Consider the following 18,979-nt stretch of genomic DNA (forward strand, 5'->3'; position numbering starts at 1 on the left):
GCGCCGGAACTTACCCGTCACTTACGCGACGAGCGCGCCGATGCTGCTTTACGCTAGCTTTCACGCGACCCTACAATGCTAACTAACTCGTCGCCCGGATTCCAGCTTGAATCGCTACGCCCTCTTTCTCATCGTGTCGATGTTGCTCGTCGGCAGCAACGTCGGCATCGGCAAATCGATCGTCGCCTTCGTTCCCGTCGCCATTCTCGCCACGCTGCGCTTCGTCATCGCGAACGCGGTGCTCTGGCCGCTCTTCAGCCCGGTCAAGATGCGCACCGTCAAGCGCGGCGAGTGGCTGAACCTGTTCCTGCAGGCGTTCTTCGGCACGTTCATGTTCACGCTGCTGATGCTCAACGGCGTGCAGCGCACGAGCGCCGTCGCGGCGGGCGTCATCACGAGCACGATTCCGGCCGTCGTCGCGCTGTTCGCGTGGCTCTTCCTGCGCGAGAAACCGAACGGGCGTGCGCTCGTGTCGATCGCGCTCGCGATCGTCGGCGTCGTGACGATCAATCTCGCGAACAGCGGCGCGAGCGAAGGCGGCGGCCACGCGAGCTCGCTCTCGGGCAATCTGCTGATGCTCGGCGCGGTCTGCTGCGAGTCGATCTACGTGATCCTGTCGCGGCGCCTCACGCAAACGCTAGCGCCGATCGACATCTGCGCGTACACGCACCTGTTCGGCCTGCTGCTGATGCTGCCGCTCGGCGCGGGCGCGCTCTGGCATTTCGACTACGCGAGCGTGCCGGCGGGCATCTGGGCGCTCGTCGTCTGGTACGGCCTGTCGGCGAGCATCTTCTCGTTCTGGCTGTGGATGAAGGGCATCCGCCACGTGCCGGGCAGCCTCGCCGGCGTGTTCAGCGCGGTGCTGCCGATCTCGGCCGCGATTTACGGCATCCTGTTCCTCGGCGAACGGCCGACGCTCGCGCACGGCTTCGCGCTCGCGTGCGTAGTGACGGGGATCGTGCTCGCGAGCCTGCGCGTGCGGCGCTCGCCGCCCGTCTCGCCCTGAGCGAGCGCCGCGCGGGCGGCGCGCCGTCCGTGCGACGAAGCACCCTTACCGCTGCAAGCGCACCGCGCACACACCGCACCGCACGACATTCGCACCGCGCACGCGCTCGGCGCGCCGCCGGCGGGCGCGTCGAGCGCGCCTGGCCGCGATGCTGCGCCGCTGCAAGCGGTCCGGCCGACGCGTTACAATAACGCGCTTTTTTTCAAAAACGTTCCATATCCCCGCGTCCCCGCTTCGCCCGACCATGTCCGCCGCCCCAACCGATCCGCGCCCCGCCCGCCCGGCCCGCCGCAAGATGCGCCCGCTGCCCGCCGTCATCTTCATGAGCCGCTGGCTGCAAGTGCCCCTTTATCTGGGCCTGATCGTCGCGCAGGCGATCTACGTGTTCCTGTTCCTGAAGGAAGTCTGGCACCTGCTGTCGCACGCGGCCGGCCTCGACGAGACAAACATCATGCTCGCCGTGCTCGGCCTGATCGACGTGGTGATGATCTCGAACCTGCTCATCATGGTGATCGTCGGCGGATATGAAACGTTCGTGTCGCGCCTCGGCGTCGAGGGCCACCCCGACGAACCGGAATGGCTCGACCACGTGAACGCGGGCGTGCTGAAAGTGAAGCTGTCGATGGCGCTCATCAGCATCTCGTCGATCCACCTGCTGAAGACGTTCATCAATCCGGACCAGCACACGGTGCACGCGATCATGTGGCAGGTGCTGATCCACGTCGCGTTCCTCGTGTCGGCGCTCGTGATGGCATGGGTCGACCGCCTGACGACGCACACGCACCCCGAGCATTACCACGAAGTGCCGGCGCAGCCGTCGGCGCCGCGCGAGCCGGCGCAACAGTCGGCCTGAGTCGATTCCCATACCCACAGTCCTCACAGAGTCTCAGCCATGACCGTCATCAAACAGGAAGACCTGATCCAGAGCATCGCGGATTCGCTGCAGTACATCAGCTACTACCACCCGCTCGACTACATCGAGGCGCTCGGCCGCGCATACGAGCTCGAGGAAAGCCCGGCCGCGAAAGACGCGATCGCGCAGATCCTGACGAACAGCCGCATGTGCGCGGAAGGCCGCCGCCCGATCTGCCAGGACACGGGTATCGTCACGATCTTCGTGAAGGTCGGCATGGACGTGCGCTGGGCAAGTGAAAACGGCGGCGCGACGATGAGCGTCACCGACATGATCAACGAGGGCGTGCGCCGCGGCTACACGCATCCGGACAACGTGCTGCGCGCATCGATCGTGAATCCGCCCGAAGGCGCGCGCAAGAACACGAAGGACAACACGCCGGCCGTGATCCACTACGAGATCGTGCCGGGCGACAAGGTCGACGTGCAGGTCGCGGCGAAGGGCGGCGGCTCGGAAAACAAGTCGAAGTTCGTGATGCTGAACCCGTCCGACTCGATCGTCGACTGGGTGCTGAAGACCGTGCCGACGATGGGCGCGGGCTGGTGCCCGCCCGGCATGCTCGGGATCGGCATCGGCGGCACCGCCGAGAAAGCGATGCTGATGGCGAAGGAATCGCTGATGGAGCCGATCGACATCCAGGAGATCATCGCGCGCGGGCCGAAGGACTGGGTCGAGGAACTGCGCGTCGAGCTGCACGAGAAGGTCAACGCGCTCGGCATCGGCGCGCAGGGTCTCGGCGGTCTGGCGACCGTGCTCGACGTGAAGATCATGGCCGCGCCGACGCACGCGGCGTCGAAGCCGGTCGCGCTGATCCCGAACTGCGCGGCCACGCGCCACGCGCACTTCGTGCTCGACGGCTCGGGCCCGGCCAAGCTTGAAGCGCCGTCGCTCGACGCGTGGCCGAAGGTCCAGTGGGAACCGAACACCGAAACCAGCAAGCGCGTCGATCTGAACGCGCTGACGCCGAAAGAAGTCGCCAGCTGGGCGCCGGGCCAGACGCTGCTGCTGTCGGGCAAGATGCTCACGGGCCGCGACGCCGCGCACAAGCGCATCGCCGACATGCTGGCCGCGGGCGAGAAGCTGCCCGTCGATTTCACGAACCGCGTGATCTACTACGTCGGCCCGGTCGATCCGGTGCGCGACGAAGTGGTCGGCCCGGCCGGCCCGACGACGGCCACGCGCATGGACAAGTTCACCGAGACGATGCTCGCGCAGACGGGCCTCATCTCGATGGTCGGCAAGGCCGAGCGCGGCCCGGTGGCGATCGACGCGATCAAGAAGCACAAGGCGGCTTACCTGATGGCGGTCGGCGGCGCGGCGTATCTCGTGTCGAAGGCGATCCGCGGCGCGAAGGTGCTCGCATTCGAGGATCTCGGCATGGAAGCGATCTACGAGTTCGACGTGCAGGACATGCCGGTGACGGTCGCCGTCGATTCGCAAGGCACGTCGGTCCACCAAACGGGGCCGAAGGAATGGCAGGCGAAAATCGGCAAGATTCCTGTCGCGAACGCGTAAATAAGAATGATTTTCAGGCCGGATTTCAATCCGGCCTTTTCGATGCGGCGAATTCGTTCACCTTTCGGATTTCGAACGAATTCGCCCTTGGCTTTTCAGGAACGAGCGTTTATCGTTCAGAAATTCAAGCCCCCACACGTCACAAGGAACGAACATGCAAGGCGATAAGAAAGTCATCGAATATCTGAACGCCCAGTTGAAGAACGAACTGACCGCGATCAATCAATATTTCCTGCATGCGCGGATGTACAAGCATTGGGGTCTCGAAAAACTCGGCAAGCACGAATACGACGAATCGATCGGCGAAATGAAGCACGCGGATTGGCTGATCGAGCGCGTGTTCATGCTCGACGGCCTGCCGAACCTGCAGGATCTGCACAAGCTGCTGATCGGCGAGGAAACCGAGGAAATCCTGAAATGCGATCTGAAGCTCGAGCAGATATCGCAGTCGACGTGCAAGGAAGCGATCGCATATTGCGAATCGGTGCGTGATTACGTGTCGCGCGAAATCTTCGAGAAGATCCTCGACGATACCGAAGAGCACATCGACTGGCTCGAAACGCAAATCGACCTGATCGGCAAGGTCGGCATTCAGAACTATCAGCAGTCGATGATGGGCTCGCCGGAGTAATTCCTCCCGTTCGATTTCTATTCGATCCACGCTCGCTCGCCGACATGACGCCGCCGCCCGCATCCGATTTCCGCGCATCGCCCGCCCATGCGCCGATCGGCATCTTCGATTCGGGGCTCGGCGGCCTGTCGGTGCTGCGCGCGGTGCGCGAGCGGCTGCCCGACGAGGCGCTCGTCTACGTCGCGGATTCCCGTCATGCGCCGTACGGCCCGCGCGAGGACGCGTTCATCGTCGAGCGCACGCTCGCGATCGGCGAATGGCTCGCCGCACGAGGCGCGAAGGCGCTCGTCGTCGCGTGCAACACCGCCACCGCGCAATCGATCGCGCTCGTGCGCGAGCGCCTGCCGATTCCGCTCGTCGGCGTCGAGCCCGGCATCAAGCCGGCGGCGCAGCATTCGAAGACGCGCATCGCGGGCGTGCTCGCGACGCAGGCGACGCTGCGCAGCGCGCGCTTCGGCGCGCTGATCGCGCGCCATGCCGCCGACTGCCGCTTCATCTGTCAGGCGGGGCATGGCCTCGTCGAGGCGGTCGAGCGCGGCGACACCGGCTCGCCCGAGCTGCGCGCGCTGCTCGCGGGCTACCTCGAGCCGATGCTTGCGGCGGGCGCCGACACGCTCGTGCTCGGCTGCACGCACTACCCGTTCTTCGACGCCGCGATCCGCGACGTAACGTCCAACCGCCTGCATCTGATCGACACGAGCGACGCGATCGCCCGCCAGCTTTCGCGGATACTGGACGAGCGCGATCTGCGCGCGCCGGCCGGCTCCCGGCCGGCACCGCCGCCGCGCCTCTGCTCGACGGGCGATGGCCGGCAACTGCAGTCTCTCGCCGCGACACTGCTCGGGCTCGACGCGCCGGCCGAATCCGTCACCATTTCCTCCCCGAGCACGGCCGCGCCCGCCGCCCATCCGGCGTAGCCGCGCCGCTCGCCGTCGCCCGAAAACCCTTCCAAGCGCCTGGTTTTGTTACAAAAAACCCGGGACCGCGCTTGCCAAGCCCCACAAATATAATGATAATAATTCGCATTAACGTTAGCTATCGCGCTCCATCATGATCGTCTGCGTGTGCAAGTCCGTTTCCGATCGGAAGATTCGCGCATCCCTCGCGGAAGGCGTGGACACTTTCGACGAACTCCAGTTCGAACTCGGGGTCGCTACGTGCTGCGGCAAGTGCGAGGAAACCGTGCGCGACATCATGGCGGAACAGGGCGTTTGTGCGAGCCGCTGCGGCGTCGAGCACCACGCCGCCGTGCCGGTTCCCATCGCGTTCTACGAACGCAAGGCGGCCTGACCGGCGCGCCAGGATCGCACGCGGCGCCGCGCGCGCCGCGCTCTCGTTTTACCAGCCCGTCAGCAAGCCTGCCCGCGCGAGCCAACGGCCTACCTGCGAAGGAGCCCGTAATGGAATTGCTGATCGGATTCGTGACTACTGTGTGCATCTCTTTGCTGATCTTCCGCAAGTGATGCCGCACTTCGCGGCGTACGTCACGCGCGCCGCCGCGCTACGAAGCTAACATGCAGGTTTCGAATTCCCTGCCGGCCGCCTCCGCGCCGGTTTTTCCCCGTATGAATCCCCGCGTCGTCACCGCTGCCGTGGCGGTTCTCGCCGGACACGCGATCCTGCTGACCGGCGCACTGCTGATGCGCAACGACGCACCGCATCGATCGCTCGAGTCGAAGACGATCACCGCCCAGTTGCTGAGCGCGCCCGTCGCGCAGCCGGTCGGCATCCAGTCGGCGCCGACGCCCGAGCCGCCGAAACCCGTCCCGAAGGTCAAGCCGAAGCCGGCGCCCGCGCCCCGGCCGGTCGCGAAACCGAGTCCGACGCCGCTGCCCGTGTCGCACGAGCCATCGCCGAACGCGATCACCGCGCCGGAACCCGCACCGCCCGCGCCCGCGGCTCCCGCCGACACGAGCGCGAAGGCAGCGCCGCCCGCCGGCGCGCCGACGAGCCGCCCGACGATGGAAATCGTCGCGCCGAAGGAAGGCGCGCATCTGACCTGCCAAATCGCGAAGGCTGCATATCCGACGCTGTCGAAGCGCCGCGGCGAGACGGGCGTCGTGAAGGTGCGCTTCGTCGTCGGCCTGACGGGCAAGATCGAAAGCGCGCAAGTCGTCCAGAGCAGCGGCTTTGCGCGCCTCGACGACGCGGCGCTCGACGCGATCCGCTCGTCGCCGTGCCAGCCATACATGCAGAACGGGCAGCCGATGCGCGCCGCCTACACGCAGCCCTACGACTTCACTCTGACCGACTAATCTCGGCAACACCCGAAAGAAACAACAAGGAAAGGAAATGCAAAGCTACGGAATCGCGCACGTGTGGGCGCAAGGTGACTTCGTTACGCGGTTCATCGCGATCGCACTCCTCGTGATGTCGATCCTGTCGTGGATGGTGATCGTCATCAAAGGCTGGAACGTGATTCGCCTGAAGCGTCTGTCGAAAGATGCAGAGCAGTCGTTTTGGCATTCGGACGATTTCGAGGAAGGCGTGAAGAAGCTCGGCCGCGCATCGTCGTCGACGCAGGACAACCCGTTCCTCGCGCTCGCGCTGTCCGGCCAGGAGGCCGCCGATCATCACCATCAGACACAGCCGCACCTGCACGACCGGATGGACGTGTCCGACTGGGTCACGCGCTGCCTGAAGGACACGATGGACGAAGGCATCGCGCGAATGCAGAGCGGGCTCGCGATTCTCGCGTCGATCGGCAGCACCGCGCCGTTCGTCGGCCTGTTCGGCACCGTGTGGGGCATCTATCACGCGCTGCTCGTGATCGGCGCGACGGGCCAGACGTCGATCGATCAGGTCGCCGGCCCCGTCGGCGAATCGCTGATCATGACCGCGTTCGGCCTGTTCGTCGCGATTCCCGCCGTGCTTGGCTACAACGCGCTCACGCGCGCGAACAAGAGCATCGTGAGCCGCCTGCGCCGCTTCGCGCATGGCCTGCACGCCTACTTCGTGACGGGCGCGCGCCTCGCGTCGTCGGCCCAGCGCGACGGGCTGCGCCTCGCCGCGCGCGCGAACTGAGCGGAGGTTCGCGATGGCAATGAACACCAGCTTCGGCGACGATGACGACGACGGCCTGATGAACGAGATCAACATGACGCCGCTCGTCGACGTCATGCTCGTACTCCTGATCATCTTCCTCGTCACGATTCCGGCGATGCATCACGCCGTGAAGATCGACCTTCCGCGCGCGAGCAGCCAGCCGGTCGAAGTGAAGCCGAAGACGATCGACGTCGCGATCGAAGGCGACGGCACGGTTCTGTGGGACGACCATCCGGTGAACGCAACCGATCTGCAGGCGCGAATCGCGCAAGCCGCGCAAACGACGCCGCAGCCGGAGCTGCATCTGCGCGCGGATCGCAAGGTCGCGTACGAAAAGGTCGCTGAAGTGATGTCGGCCGCGCAGGCGGGCGGCCTGACGAAGCTCGGCTTCGTGACCGAGCCGAAGTCGAACGCGAAGTAATCGCCGTGTTGCATGCCGCGTGCGATAAACGCACGCGGCACAAACGCACGCGGCACAAAGTAAAAGGCCCTCATCGCCAGATGAAGGCCTTTTTTCATGCGCGCACGGGCGCCTTCGGGCGGCGGACCCGACGGCCTGACTGCTGCACGTCGAGCAACGCGATGCGACATGCCGTGGTCTGCACGGACTAGCGCGGTCTGCCCTATCTGGCTCGCAACATATGCGGCCACCTTGTTTCGCTTGGCACCTTCCCTCACGAAATGGGATTTCAATATAGGCCTAGCCGCGCACGCATTCAAGCAGCCGACGATTGAAACTACCGATTGCGTGACGCGCGTCAAATGCCAAAACCGATGCACACGCGAGCTTCCGATTTCGTCAGATCGAAATCTTCATGTCCGCGTCCTTCGCGCCGCGCTCCGGGCAGCTGGGCTCCTTGTAGTTTTCGCTGTCGAGCTTCTCGACGAGATAGTCGACGAACGCACGCACGGCGGGCGGCATCCCCTGCCGCGACACGAACACCGCGTAGAGCTGCGGCACGGGCAGCGTCCAGCCCGGCATCACCGGCGACAGTTGCCCCGCTCGCAGCGCATTGCCGTACATCGACTCCGGCAATGCCGCGATTCCGACCCCGTCGAGCACCGCTTCGCGGATCGACATCAGATCCGCCGTCACGAGGCGCGGCTCGTGCTCATGCGCGTGGCGCGTGCCGTCCGGCGCGATCAGGTTGAATACGTGACGGCCGTCGCCCGACGGCGTATCGAGCGTGTCGAATCTCGACAGATCGTCGGGCACGAGAGGCGGCGCGTTCTGCTGCAGCAGGCTCGGCGCGCCGACGAGCATCTGCTCGGTGCGCCACAGCGGCCGCACGACGATGTTCGCGTTCTGCGGCGGCTCGGATCGCACGCGCAGCGCGACGTCGATCGAGTCTTCGAAGAGATCGATCACGCGATTCGTCACGCGAATCTGCACGCGCACTTCGGGATAGCGGCGCAGGAATTCCGGCAGCAGACGCGAAAGCATCGTCTGCGACAACGTAACGGGCACGCTCACACGCACCGTGCCCCGCGGCGCCGAGCGTAGTTGCTGCACTGCATTCATCGCGGCCTGCGCTTCGGACAACATTGCTTGGCAATGCTGATAGAAAAGCTGCCCCGCCTCGGTCAACGCGAGCTTGCGAGTCGAACGCTGCAACAGGCGCACGCCGAGCGTCGCCTCGAGCTCGGTGAGCCGCCGCGACAGGCGCGACTTCGAGATTCCGAGCACGCGCTCCGCGGCCGAGAAGCCGCCGTGCTCGACCACCTGAGAGAAGTACATCAAGTCGTTCAGGTTATGTGCGTCGATAGTCATTTCATCGTTCCAATTCCACAACGATCCATTGCGAATCGAGCAGATTTAATCGGCAATTCGCTCAATATAATAGCCTTACGTTGCAAAAATATCGCTATTCCCAGCCATTCCTAGAGCCCTCCCATGACTATCGCCCGCTCGATCCAGCGCACCTACCCCTCGCTTCGCACCACGGAAGGCGGCGGCTTCGTGGTTCACCGCCCGTTTCCGACCCGCCTGCTGACGGATTTCGACCCGTTCCTGCTGCTCGACGAAATGGGGCCCGTCGATTACGCGCCGGGCGATGCGAAAGGCGCCCCCGACCACCCGCATCGCGGCTTCGAAACGGTCACGTACGTGCTCGACGGCTGGTTCCGTCATCGCGATTCGGCGGGCCACGCGGGCGCGCTCGGCCCCGGCGACGTGCAATGGATGACGGCGGGCGCGGGCGTCGTCCACAGCGAGCTGCCCGACCCCGAATTCGCGCGCCGGGGCGGCCACGCGCACGCGTTCCAGCTTTGGGTGAACCTGCCGCGCCGCGACAAGATGATCGCGCCGCGCTACCAGGACATCCCGGCCGCGCGCATTCCCACGGCCCAATCGGCCGACGGCCGCGCGAAAGTTCGCGTGATCGCCGGCGACGCATTCGGCGCGCGCGCGACGATCGAGACGCGCACGCCGATGCTCTATCTGCATTTCACGCTGTCGCCCGGCGCGCTCGTCGAGCAGCCCGTGCCGGCTGGCTTTCGCGTGTTCGCCTATCCGATCGAGGGCGGCGGATTCTACGGAGCCGACAGGACGGCGGTCGACGCGCGCCACATGGTCGTGTACGCGGAAGACGGCGACACCGTGGTCTTTGCCGCGGGCGACACGCCGCTCGAACTGCTGCTGATCGGCGGCGCGCCGCTCAACGAGCCGATCGTGCGCTACGGCCCGTTCGTGATGAACACCGAGGACGAAATCCGCGAGGCGGTCGTCGATTATCAGACGGGCCGCATGGGCCGCATTCCCGCCTAGGCACCGGCGGCACGCGTCGGCCAAACGACGGAGGGCGGCAACGTCCGCCACTACAGCGGATTTACGTCACAATATCTTCTCGCGCCCGGCAAGGGCCGCACTACAGAAGGAATCCGCCGCTTTGAACTTCGAACATCTGATCCAGATTAACGCCGCCGACAACCCGGCCCTGCCGACGCTGACTCGCGCGCAGCTATGGGAAGGTCTCGTGCTGCGCGCCGAGCAGCCGCAGCTTTTCGTGATCGGCCTCGACCGCTGCATCGTCCACGAACGCACGGAGACGACGCTCGAGCGCGAGCTGCACTACGGCAAAGCGACGGTCCGCGACCGCGTGACGTTCACGCCGAACGAGCAGGTGCGCTACGACATCCACGCGGCCGACGGCGAGATCGGCGGCTCGCTGACGATGACGATCGAAGAGCGCGACGATCAGCAACTATTCCTGCGCTTCGAATACCGGACGACGCTGCCCGTCAGCAACGACAGCGAAGACGCGCGCCAGACGCACGAGATCGTGAAGGAAGCCTACCGCACGTCCGACATCGATACCGTCCGCCTGATTCGCGAGTACACGCAGGGCCGCAAGGACCCGGACCCGCTGCATTGACCATGCCTGGCGACGGCGTATCCGTCGCCCTCTTTGCCCATGCCTATCGACATCCAGGTTCCGATCAATAAACTTACGTTGTAAATGGGAATGGTTATCATTTAGAATTCATTCCATCGAATCGCAACTCACCAATCGCCTGAATGACCGAACCTATGCGCTCCAATACGCTTACGTTGCGCCGCCCGGGCGGCACCGCATCCAGCAGCCGCCCCAAGGCGGCCGTGACGACGCCGGCGGAACCGGTGAAGTCCGCAGCGAAACCCGCGGCAGCCACGAACGCCGGGCAGCGCGTGGTGAGCAGCGATGCGCTGTTGCAAGGCCAAAGCCACGTGAGCATCGCGCACAACGGCGAAACCTACCAGTTGCGGGCCACCCGCCTGGGCAAGCTGATTCTGACGAAGTAACGAACCGAGTATTGTGGGGACCGCCTCTACGAGAGGTGTTGGGCATTAGCCAGCCATGACGGCTTGCACGCGAGTCTAGACCCCTTCGTGCAAACATATTCAAGCAGCCGTTATAGCAAGCCAAGCCGCTTTTTTTGGGGTTCTCACTGCGTGAAAGAGAAAGCGACGCGTCCGATGGCGCGTCGCTTTTTTTGCTTGCACGGCTTGCGAAGCGAAAACGCGCGAACGGCCGCCACCGGCTCGTGCCGACGATTGAGCGGATGTCGACGAATGAAATGCCGCCGTCGGGGTCAGCCGGCGCCTATCAGCGCGGCGATCGCCGCGCGGGCGACCGTTGCGTCCTGCTCGGATTTCACGCCGGACACGCCGATTGCACCGACCGTCTCGCCTTCGACGATGATCGGCACGCCACCCTCCACGAGGCCAACGAGCGGCGCGCTCAGGAACGACACGCGCCCCTGCAGCACGATATCTTCGTAGACCTTGCTCTCGCGACGACCGAGCGCGGCCGTGCGGCCCTTGCTGATCGCCATCTCGACGGTGCTCGGCGCGGCGCCGTCCATCCGGTGCAGATACAGCAGATGCGCGCCGTCGTCGACGATCGCAACCGTCACGGACCACTGGTTCGCAACCGCGAACGCCTCGGCGGCGGTCGCCATCTTCTTCACGTCATCGCTCGTCAAAACGGGTTTGGTTTTCATCTCGACACTCCTTCGTGATGAGAGCCCATCGACGGCTGCATCATAGCGCTCGAAGCGCGTCAGAATCCCCAGAACATCAGCCACCACGCACTGTCGATCACCGCGAGCGCGGCGCCGAACCAGGCCATCGCGAACAGCCGGCGCGTCCAGCCCGCATAGCGGCCGGTGACCTGCCAGGCGAGCCATGCGCTCCACAGATTCGCGCCGGCGAGAATCGCGATGCGAACGCCCGATGCCCAGCCGAGCGGCACATGCTCCGCGCGCAGCAGCGACAGCGTCGTCGCCGACAAGCCGAGGAACACGCCGGCGCCCGCAAGCGGGATCAGCGCCTGAGCGAGATGGTGCAGCCGCACGCGCTCGAAGCGGCCGAGCATCGCGACCGCGCCGGCGAGCAGCACGGCAAGCGCCGTGCCGTATGCGAGACCCGTGCCGGAGATGTACGCGATGACGAGCGAGCCGTCGAGCCACGAGAACACGTCGTTGTGCTCGGGGTAGTGCGTGAAGACGAACCACGGCGCGTTCGTGTCGAGCGGCCACATGATGTCGTGGTCGATCAGCCAGCCCGCAAGCCACTGCTTGATCTGCACGAACCACGGGCTCACCGTCCAGTGGAACGCGCCGATCGCAATGCCGAGCAGGCCGTATAGGATGAGCGCCGTGTCCCAGCCGCTCGCCTGCTTGTCGCCGAGCGCGACCACTTCCTCGGACGGCGAACGCGCCGTCAGCTCGATCGCGCCGCGGTGGCCGCTGCAGCGGCCGCACATGTGACACGCCGCCGCGCCCTTCATGTTGCGAAGCGGCACGAGCGGCGCGCAGTTGATCGGAATCACGCGGTGGCCGTGTTCGCCTTTCTTGTACGAACGGCGCCATGCCTGTTCATCGACCTTGTAGCGCAGCGGCGCGAGGCGCGCGAGCAACGAGAAGACCCCGTTCACGGGACACAGATAGCGGCACCACACGCGCTTCTCGCGCCCGTACAGAAAGCCGATCACGATCGCGGCAAGCGTCGAGCCGCCGAGCACGAGCAGCACCGCACGCGGATACTGATAGACGCTGACCATCTGGCCGTAGATCGTCGTCAAGCCGAACGCGACGAACGGCCAGCCGCCCCAGCGCATCCAGCGCGGAATCGCACGACCGCGGCCGAACTTGCTCGCGAATTCGCTCAGTGCGCCCTCAGGACACAGCACGCCGCACCAGACGCGGCCGAGCATCACCATCGACAGCAGCACGAACGGCCACCAGATGCCCCAAAACACGAACTGCGCGGCGAGCGTCAGGTTGCTCCATAGATGCGCGGTGTCGTCGGGCAGCGGCGTGAACGCCGGCACGAGGATCAGGAACGCATAGACGAGTACCACGATCCACTGGATGCCGCGGATCAGCGCGCCGTGGCGCTGCATCCAGTGCCCGGCTTCCGCGACGAGGCTCGTGCGGCGACGGCCGACGACAGCGCTCATGCCGGCCGGCCCGCAGTCGCCGCCGGGTGTCGCGCCGCGCGCTTGAGCAGCAGATAGACAACCGCCCAGTAGACTGCGTACGCGACGAGGTTCGTGAGCGACGGATGAGCGCGGTAGCCCGTCAGCGTCGCGACGAGCGAGCCGAACGTGCTTGAATCGTCGAGGATCGCCGACGTATCCCACAATTGCGCGATGCCGAGCGGCAGGATCTCCTTGTCGATCAGCTTGTCGATGCCCGTCTGGAACAGGCCCGCGCCGAGGAACAGCAGCATGATCTCGGTGACGCGGAAGAAGTGCCGCCACGAGAAATACTTGCCGCCGAGTTGCAGCACGTAGAACGTCAGGAATGCGAGGCCGAGGCCGATCAGCACGGCGAGCATCTGGCCGCCGTCGACATGTCCGGACTGACCGAAGCCGAGCCCGTAGAGGAAGATCACCGTCTCGCTGCCTTCACGCGCGATCGCGAGCGCGACGAGCACCGCGACGCCCCACCAGTTCGCGTCCTGCGTGCTCTTCTGCAACGAGCGCTCCATGTCGCGCTTCAGCGAGCGCCCGTGCTGCTTCATCCACAGCACCATCTGCACGATCAGCACGCACGCGATCAGCACCATCGCGGTTTGAAAATAGTCCTGGGCGTCGCCCGACAACACTTCGGTGAAGCCGACGAGCGCGGCGCCGAGCCCGACCGCCATCAGCAGGCCGGCGAGAACGCCCGCCCACAAATAAGGCAGGCCGCGGCGCGCATCGTCGTCGCCGTTCTTCAGCCATGCATAGAGGATGCCGACGACGAGCAACGCCTCGACGCTCTCTCGCCAGACGATGAACAAGATCTGACCCATTGTTTTTACCTCCCGGCGCCCGCCGCGCGGCCTGTCCGCGCGTCAAACGCGAAAACCGTTACTTCGCGACGATGACGCCCTGCGCCTGCTGGTGAAAATCGTCGAAAAACTTGTACTCGCCCGGCGACAGCGGCGCGATCACGACGAACGATTCGCCGCCCGGCGCGAGCACCTTCTCCTTGCGAAGCTGCACGCTCTCGAACTCGACGGCGCCCTTGCCCGTATTGCGGATCTGGATCTTGATGCGCTGCCCGGCCGGCACTTCGATGCGCGCCGGATTGAGCTTGCCGTCGGCCATCTCGAGCTTGAAGGTCGGCAGATCGGCCGCATGCGCGGCGCCTGCGACGAAGATCGCGGCGGCAAATGCGAATACTCTGGGGAATTTCATCGTATTTCTCTAAAAGGACAGCGCGCTCGTCGCGCGCCGTCCGTTTGCTGCTTCTGCGATCAGTACCCGCCCTTCTTGCCGATGCCGGCGAACGGGAAATCGTATTCGAGCGTGATCGGCTTGAACCACGCGCCGACGCCGGTTTCCTTGTCGACGTGGCGGCCGAACGCCGTGTGGCCCGCCTGCATCGGCGGCTTCACGACGAGCGTCAGGTGATACTTGCCCGGGCCGGCCAGCTTCACGTTGTCGCCGTAGTGGGGACCGTCGCTCGCGACCATGCCCATCAGATCGCCTTGCGCCTTCCACTTCGCGTCGCCCTGCTTCGTCAGCTTGTACGTGACCTGCAGGTACGGCATCCAGTCGCCTTCGGCGAAGCCCGTCGGGTTGTTCTTGACCGCATGGATATCGGCTTCCAGGTGGATGTCCGAATCCGACGCCTTGCGCATCATCCCTTCCGGGTCCATCGTGATCGGCTGCAGATACACCGCGCCGATCTCCATCCCGCCTTGAATCTGATGCTTGCCGATCGGGTATTCCGCCGCCGTCGCCGACAGCGCAGCGCACGCGGCCGCCAACGCGATACCGCTGCGAACAAAGGAAGCACGCAACATTGACACTCCTGTTTTTATCTCGTGATACACGTCCCGCCCGCGCGGACCCGGAACCCGGGGGAAAGACAAGAAAGCGATGAAGAACGTTAATGCGAACTATTCTCAATACAGGCGCAAGTGTAGCACCGAACGGCCTCCGAAACAAATGGAGATGCCGCTAAATCCCTGATCTGACAAGGCTTACAGCGAGATTAACGAATGCGGCGGGGGGCCGCGAAGCCCTCACTCGAGCCCGCTCACGTGATCGCCCACGTTCGCGCCGAACAAGCGCTCGCGCAGCAACGCGAGCTGGTCGCGCGTCTGCGCGGCTTTCTCGAACTCGAGATTTTTCGCGTAATCGGCCATCTGCTTCTCGAGCCGCTTGATCTCCTTCGCGATCTGCTTCTCGGACATGTCCTCGAGCTTCGCGCGCTGCTGCGCCTCCTTCAGCTCGGCGCGCGCTTCGTCGACGTTGTAGACGCCGTCGATGATGTCCTTGATCCGCTTCACGACGCCGCGCGGCGTGATGCCCATTTTTTCGTTGTACGCGATCTGCTTCGCGCGGCGCCGCTCGGTCTCGTCGATCGCGCGACGCATCGAATCGGTGATCCGGTCCGCGTACAGGATCGCCTTGCCGTTCACGTTGCGCGCCGCGCGGCCGATCGTCTGGATCAGGGAGCGCTCGGCGCGCAGGAAGCCTTCCTTGTCCGCGTCGAGAATCGCGACGAGCGACACTTCGGGGATATCCAGGCCTTCGCGCAGCAGGTTGATCCCGACCAGCACGTCGAATGTGCCGAGCCGCAAGTCGCGAATGATCTCGACCCGCTCGACCGTGTCGATGTCGCTGTGCAGATAGCGGACCTTGACGCCGTGATCGGCGAGAAATTCGGTCAGCTGCTCGGCCATCCGCTTCGTGAGCACGGTGATCAGCACGCGCTCTTCCGCCTTCACGCGCTCGGTGATCTCGGACAGCACGTCGTCGACCTGCGTGCTCGCCGGCCGCACCTCGATCCCCGGATCGACGAGCCCCGTCGGCCGCACGACCTGCTCGGCGGTCTGGCCGGACACGCGCTGCTCGTAATCGGCGGGCGTCGCCGACACGAACACCACCTGGCGCATCTTGCGCTCGAACTCCGGGAACTTGAGCGGCCGGTTGTCGAGCGCCGACGGCAGCCGGAACCCGTAATCGACAAGATTCTCCTTGCGCGCGCGGTCGCCGTTGTACATCCCGTTCAGCTGGCCGATCAGCACGTGCGATTCGTCGAGCAGCATCAGCGCGTCGGACGGCAGATAGTCGACGAGCGTCGGCGGCGGCTCGCCCGGCGCCGCGCCGGAGAAGTGCCGCGAATAATTCTCGATGCCCTTGCAAAAGCCGAGCTCCTGCAGCATCTCGAGGTCGAAGCGGGTGCGCTGCTCGAGGCGCTGCGCCTCGACGAGCTTGCTCTCGCGATGGAAGAACTCGAGGCGATCGCGCAGTTCGTCCTTGATCGTCTCGACCGCCCGCATCACGGTCTCGCGCGGCGTCACGTAGTGCGACGACGGATAGACGGTGAAGCGCGGAATCTTCTGGCGCACGCGCCCCGTCAGCGGATCGAACAGATGCAGCGAATCGACCTCGTCGTCGAACAGCTCGACGCGCACCGCCATTTCCGCGTGCTCGGCCGGGAAGATGTCGATCGTGTCGCCGCGCACACGGAACGTGCCGCGCTGAAAGTCCTGCTCGTTGCGCGTGTACTGCATCGCGATCAGTCGCGCGATCACCTCGCGCTGGCCGATCTTGTCGCCCGTGCGCAGCGTGAGGATCATCTGGTGGTACTCGGACGGGTTGCCGATGCCGTAGATCGCCGACACCGTCGCGACTATCACGACGTCGCGACGCTCCATCAGGCTCTTCGTCGCCGACAGCCGCATCTGCTCGATGTGCTCGTTGATCGACGAGTCCTTCTCGATGAAGAGATCGCGCTGAGGCACATACGCTTCCGGCTGGTAGTAGTCGTAGTACGACACGAAGTACTCGACCGCGTTGCGCGGGAAGAATTCGCGGAATTCCGCATAGAGCTGCGCGGCGAGCGTCTTGTTCGGCGCGAACACGATCGCCGGGCGGCCGAGCCGCGCGATCGTGTTCGCCATCGTGTAGGTCTTGCCCGAGCCCGTCACGCCGAGCAGCGTCTGGAACGAAAGGCCGTCCTCGACGCCTTCGACCAGCGTCGCGATCGCGCTCGGCTGGTCGCCCGAGGGCAGGTAAGGCTGGTATAGCTGGAACGGAGATTCGTCGAACGTCACGAATTTCGATTCGTCGAGATCGTCGCGGGTGTCGGGATGATGTTCGGACATGTGGATGCGAGGGCGGCGGGCCGAAGCGGAGCAAAAGATCATTCTAGCGCGTCGACGCTCGGCCGGCTCCGCCCCGCCGCGCTCGCGATTCGCAGGCCCGATGCGCAAAAAAGCGCGTGCGCGGCCGCGACATTGACCGAAAGGAGACGTCGAATTCGCTACAATGATGCGTTGCCGCGCTTCGCTTTTCGCGCCGAGCCGCCGCCCTTTGCCGCGCTTCGCCTCACGGCCCGCCCGGTCCGCATCGGCGCCCGAAGCTGACCCTCTTTTCACAACTGCTGCGAATCAATCATGTCGCTCTTCTCCGCTGTCGAACTTGCCCCCCGCGACCCAATCCTGGGCCTGAACGAAGCCTTCAACGCCGATACGCGCCCGACCAAGGTGAATCTGGGCGTCGGCGTCTACACCAACGAGGACGGCAAGATTCCGTTGCTGCGCGCGGTGCGCGACGCGGAAAAGGCGCGGGTGGAAGCCGGCCTGCCGCGCGGCTATCTGCCGATCGACGGCATCGCGGCCTATGACGCCGCCGTGCAGAAGCTGCTGCTCGGCGACGATTCGCCGCTGATCGCGGCCGGCCGCGTCGTGACGGCGCAAGCGCTCGGCGGCACGGGCGCGCTGAAGATCGGCGCGGACTTCCTGCGCACGCTGAATCCGAAGGCGAAGGTCGCGATCAGCGACCCGAGCTGGGAAAACCACCGCGCGCTGTTCGAAATGGCGGGCTTCGAGGTCGTCGCGTATCCGTACTACGACGCGAAAACGAACGGCGTCAACTTCGACGGCATGCTGGCCGCGCTCAACGGCTACGAGCCGGGCACGATCGTCGTGCTCCACGCGTGCTGCCACAACCCGACGGGCGTCGACCTGAACGAAGCACAATGGGCACAGGTCGTCGAAGTCGTGAAGGCGCGCAAGCTCGTGCCGTTCCTCGACATCGCCTATCAAGGCTTCGGCGAGAGCATCGAAGCCGACGCGGCGGCGGTGCGCCTCTTCGCGGCGGCGGATCTGAACGTGTTCGTGTCGTCGTCGTTCTCGAAGTCGTTCTCGCTGTATGGCGAACGCGTCGGCGCGCTGTCGATCATCACCGACAGCAAGGACGAAGCCGCACGCGTGCTCTCGCAGTTGAAGCGCGTGATCCGCACGAACTACTCGAACCCGCCGACGCACGGCGGCGCGATCGTCGCCGCGGTGCTCGCTTCGCCGGACCTGCGCGCCTCGTGGGTGCAGGAATTGGGCGAAATGCGCGACCGCATCCGCGCGATGCGCAACGGCCTCGTCGAGCGCCTGAAGGCGGCCGGCATCGAGCGTGACTTCGGCTTCATCAACGCGCAGCGCGGCATGTTCTCGTACTCGGGCCTGACGTCGGCGCAAGTCGACCGTTTGCGCGAAGAGTTCGGCATCTATGCCGTGAGCACGGGCCGGATCTGCGTCGCGGCGCTCAACACGCGCAACCTCGACGTCGTCGCGAGCGCGATTGCCACGGCGCTCAAGTAAGCCGGACGCCGACGCCGCGGCCTTTGAGCCGCTGCGGGGCTGCACCGCCGGAATGAGAAACGCGCTCCTGATGGAGCGCGTTTTTTATGGTCGTGTGCGGCGCGAGCCGCGCGTCGTCAACCGCGGGCGGGCGCCAACGCGAGAACCAAGGCGAAACGACGCGAAGCCGAGCCGCGGCCCGACACTCGCCGTTTCGGACACGGCTTACTGCATGAACCAGCCGTGGCTGACGACAAACGACTGGCCGGTGAGCGCCGCGCTCGGGAACGCCGACAGAAACAGCAC

General features: G+C 65.2%; 21 protein-coding genes and 1 pseudogene. 13 read left to right on the plus strand and 9 right to left on the minus strand.

Annotated elements, in window-relative coordinates:
• The first annotated feature begins 106 nt into the window (after positions 1–106).
• The 9 genes from WS91_RS24955 to WS91_RS24995 all read left to right on the plus strand — a co-directional run bounded on the left by WS91_RS24955 (position 107) and on the right by WS91_RS24995 (position 7,531).
• Positions 107–1,006 carry a DMT family transporter gene (locus WS91_RS24955; protein WP_038748182.1) on the plus strand — a complete coding sequence of 300 codons (900 nt, stop codon included), beginning with the start codon at positions 107–109 and terminating at the stop codon, positions 1,004–1,006.
• Positions 1,007–1,250: 244 nt separating this feature from the next.
• Positions 1,251–1,859 carry a TIGR00645 family protein gene (locus tag WS91_RS24960; protein ID WP_059671235.1) on the plus strand — a complete coding sequence of 203 codons (609 nt, stop codon included), beginning with the start codon at positions 1,251–1,253 and terminating at the stop codon, positions 1,857–1,859.
• A 39-nt stretch (positions 1,860–1,898) separates the two neighbouring features.
• On the plus strand, positions 1,899–3,434 hold the full coding sequence (locus WS91_RS24965) for a fumarate hydratase (RefSeq protein WP_059671236.1): 1,536 nt from the start codon (positions 1,899–1,901) through the stop codon (positions 3,432–3,434).
• Positions 3,435–3,588: 154 nt separating this feature from the next.
• Positions 3,589–4,065, plus strand: a complete 477-nt coding sequence (gene bfr, locus WS91_RS24970; RefSeq protein ID WP_038748176.1) for a bacterioferritin — start codon at positions 3,589–3,591, stop codon at positions 4,063–4,065.
• 44 nt (positions 4,066–4,109) lie between these two features.
• A complete protein-coding gene (murI, locus tag WS91_RS24975) occupies positions 4,110–4,982 on the plus strand; it encodes a glutamate racemase (RefSeq protein ID WP_059671237.1) in 873 nt (290 codons plus the stop codon).
• Between the two features lie 133 nt (positions 4,983–5,115).
• A complete protein-coding gene (locus WS91_RS24980; RefSeq protein ID WP_038748172.1) occupies positions 5,116–5,355 on the plus strand; it encodes a (2Fe-2S)-binding protein in 240 nt (79 codons plus the stop codon).
• A 224-nt stretch (positions 5,356–5,579) separates the two neighbouring features.
• A complete protein-coding gene (locus WS91_RS24985; RefSeq protein ID WP_038748170.1) occupies positions 5,580–6,320 on the plus strand; it encodes an energy transducer TonB in 741 nt (246 codons plus the stop codon).
• A gap of 37 nt (positions 6,321–6,357) precedes the next feature.
• Entirely contained in the window at positions 6,358–7,089 is a 732-nt protein-coding gene (locus WS91_RS24990; RefSeq protein ID WP_038748168.1) for a MotA/TolQ/ExbB proton channel family protein, read from the plus strand.
• 13 nt (positions 7,090–7,102) lie between these two features.
• The gene (locus tag WS91_RS24995; protein WP_059574454.1) at positions 7,103–7,531 is read left to right on the plus strand and encodes an ExbD/TolR family protein; all 429 of its coding nucleotides are present in this window, start codon (positions 7,103–7,105) and stop codon (positions 7,529–7,531) included.
• Between the two features lie 378 nt (positions 7,532–7,909).
• On the opposite strand, the gene WS91_RS25000 is transcribed toward WS91_RS24995, so the two are convergent.
• Positions 7,910–8,881: a LysR family transcriptional regulator gene (locus tag WS91_RS25000; RefSeq protein WP_038748165.1), complete on the minus strand. Its 972-nt coding sequence runs from the start codon at positions 8,879–8,881 to the stop codon at positions 7,910–7,912.
• A gap of 123 nt (positions 8,882–9,004) precedes the next feature.
• Here WS91_RS25000 and WS91_RS25005 point away from each other — a divergent pair, with 123 nt between their 5' ends.
• Both WS91_RS25005 and WS91_RS25010 read left to right on the plus strand, forming a co-directional pair.
• Positions 9,005–9,877 (plus strand): pirin family protein, encoded by an 873-nt coding sequence (locus WS91_RS25005; RefSeq protein WP_038748163.1) that lies wholly within the window; start codon positions 9,005–9,007, stop codon positions 9,875–9,877.
• A 121-nt stretch (positions 9,878–9,998) separates the two neighbouring features.
• Complete coding sequence (locus WS91_RS25010) at positions 9,999–10,484, plus strand: SRPBCC family protein (protein ID WP_038748161.1); 486 nt, start codon at positions 9,999–10,001, stop codon at positions 10,482–10,484.
• A gap of 97 nt (positions 10,485–10,581) precedes the next feature.
• Here WS91_RS25010 and WS91_RS38260 read toward each other — a convergent pair whose 3' ends face one another.
• On the minus strand, positions 10,582–10,761 hold the full coding sequence (locus WS91_RS38260; RefSeq protein WP_394335884.1) for a hypothetical protein: 180 nt from the start codon (positions 10,759–10,761) through the stop codon (positions 10,582–10,584).
• Here WS91_RS38260 and hemP point away from each other — a divergent pair.
• Entirely contained in the window at positions 10,709–10,891 is a 183-nt protein-coding gene (gene hemP, locus WS91_RS25015) for a hemin uptake protein HemP (protein WP_394335885.1), read from the plus strand. The genes WS91_RS38260 and hemP overlap by 53 nt on opposite strands.
• 290 nt (positions 10,892–11,181) lie before the next feature.
• On the opposite strand, the gene WS91_RS25020 is transcribed toward hemP, so the two are convergent.
• The 6 genes from WS91_RS25020 to uvrB all read right to left on the minus strand — a co-directional run bounded on the left by WS91_RS25020 (position 11,182) and on the right by uvrB (position 17,203).
• A complete protein-coding gene (locus WS91_RS25020) occupies positions 11,182–11,592 on the minus strand; it encodes a GlcG/HbpS family heme-binding protein (RefSeq protein WP_038748157.1) in 411 nt (136 codons plus the stop codon).
• A 59-nt stretch (positions 11,593–11,651) separates the two neighbouring features.
• Positions 11,652–13,052 (minus strand): 4Fe-4S binding protein, encoded by a 1,401-nt coding sequence (locus tag WS91_RS25025; RefSeq protein WP_038748156.1) that lies wholly within the window; start codon positions 13,050–13,052, stop codon positions 11,652–11,654.
• Positions 13,049–13,891: an FTR1 family iron permease gene (locus WS91_RS25030; protein ID WP_038748154.1), complete on the minus strand. Its 843-nt coding sequence runs from the start codon at positions 13,889–13,891 to the stop codon at positions 13,049–13,051. The genes WS91_RS25025 and WS91_RS25030 overlap by 4 nt, the downstream gene beginning before the upstream one ends.
• Positions 13,892–13,949: 58 nt before the next feature.
• Positions 13,950–14,279, minus strand: coding sequence for a cupredoxin domain-containing protein (locus tag WS91_RS25035; protein ID WP_038748152.1), 330 nt, complete (start codon positions 14,277–14,279; stop codon positions 13,950–13,952).
• 59 nt (positions 14,280–14,338) lie between these two features.
• On the minus strand, positions 14,339–14,890 hold the full coding sequence (locus WS91_RS25040; protein WP_038748151.1) for an iron transporter: 552 nt from the start codon (positions 14,888–14,890) through the stop codon (positions 14,339–14,341).
• 222 nt (positions 14,891–15,112) lie between these two features.
• A complete protein-coding gene (gene uvrB, locus WS91_RS25045) occupies positions 15,113–17,203 on the minus strand; it encodes an excinuclease ABC subunit UvrB (RefSeq protein WP_059671238.1) in 2,091 nt (696 codons plus the stop codon).
• Positions 17,204–17,494: 291 nt separating this feature from the next.
• Between uvrB and WS91_RS25050 the strand changes: the two genes are divergently transcribed.
• Entirely contained in the window at positions 17,495–18,694 is a 1,200-nt protein-coding gene (locus tag WS91_RS25050; protein WP_059671239.1) for an amino acid aminotransferase, read from the plus strand.
• Positions 18,695–18,898: 204 nt separating this feature from the next.
• Here WS91_RS25050 and WS91_RS36325 read toward each other — a convergent pair.
• A pseudogene (locus tag WS91_RS36325) lies at positions 18,899–18,979 on the minus strand (3-hydroxybutyrate dehydrogenase); the annotation flags it as partial.

Source organism: Burkholderia sp. MSMB1498 (assembly GCF_001526245.1).
Classification (GTDB): Bacteria; Pseudomonadota; Gammaproteobacteria; order Burkholderiales; family Burkholderiaceae; genus Burkholderia; species Burkholderia savannae.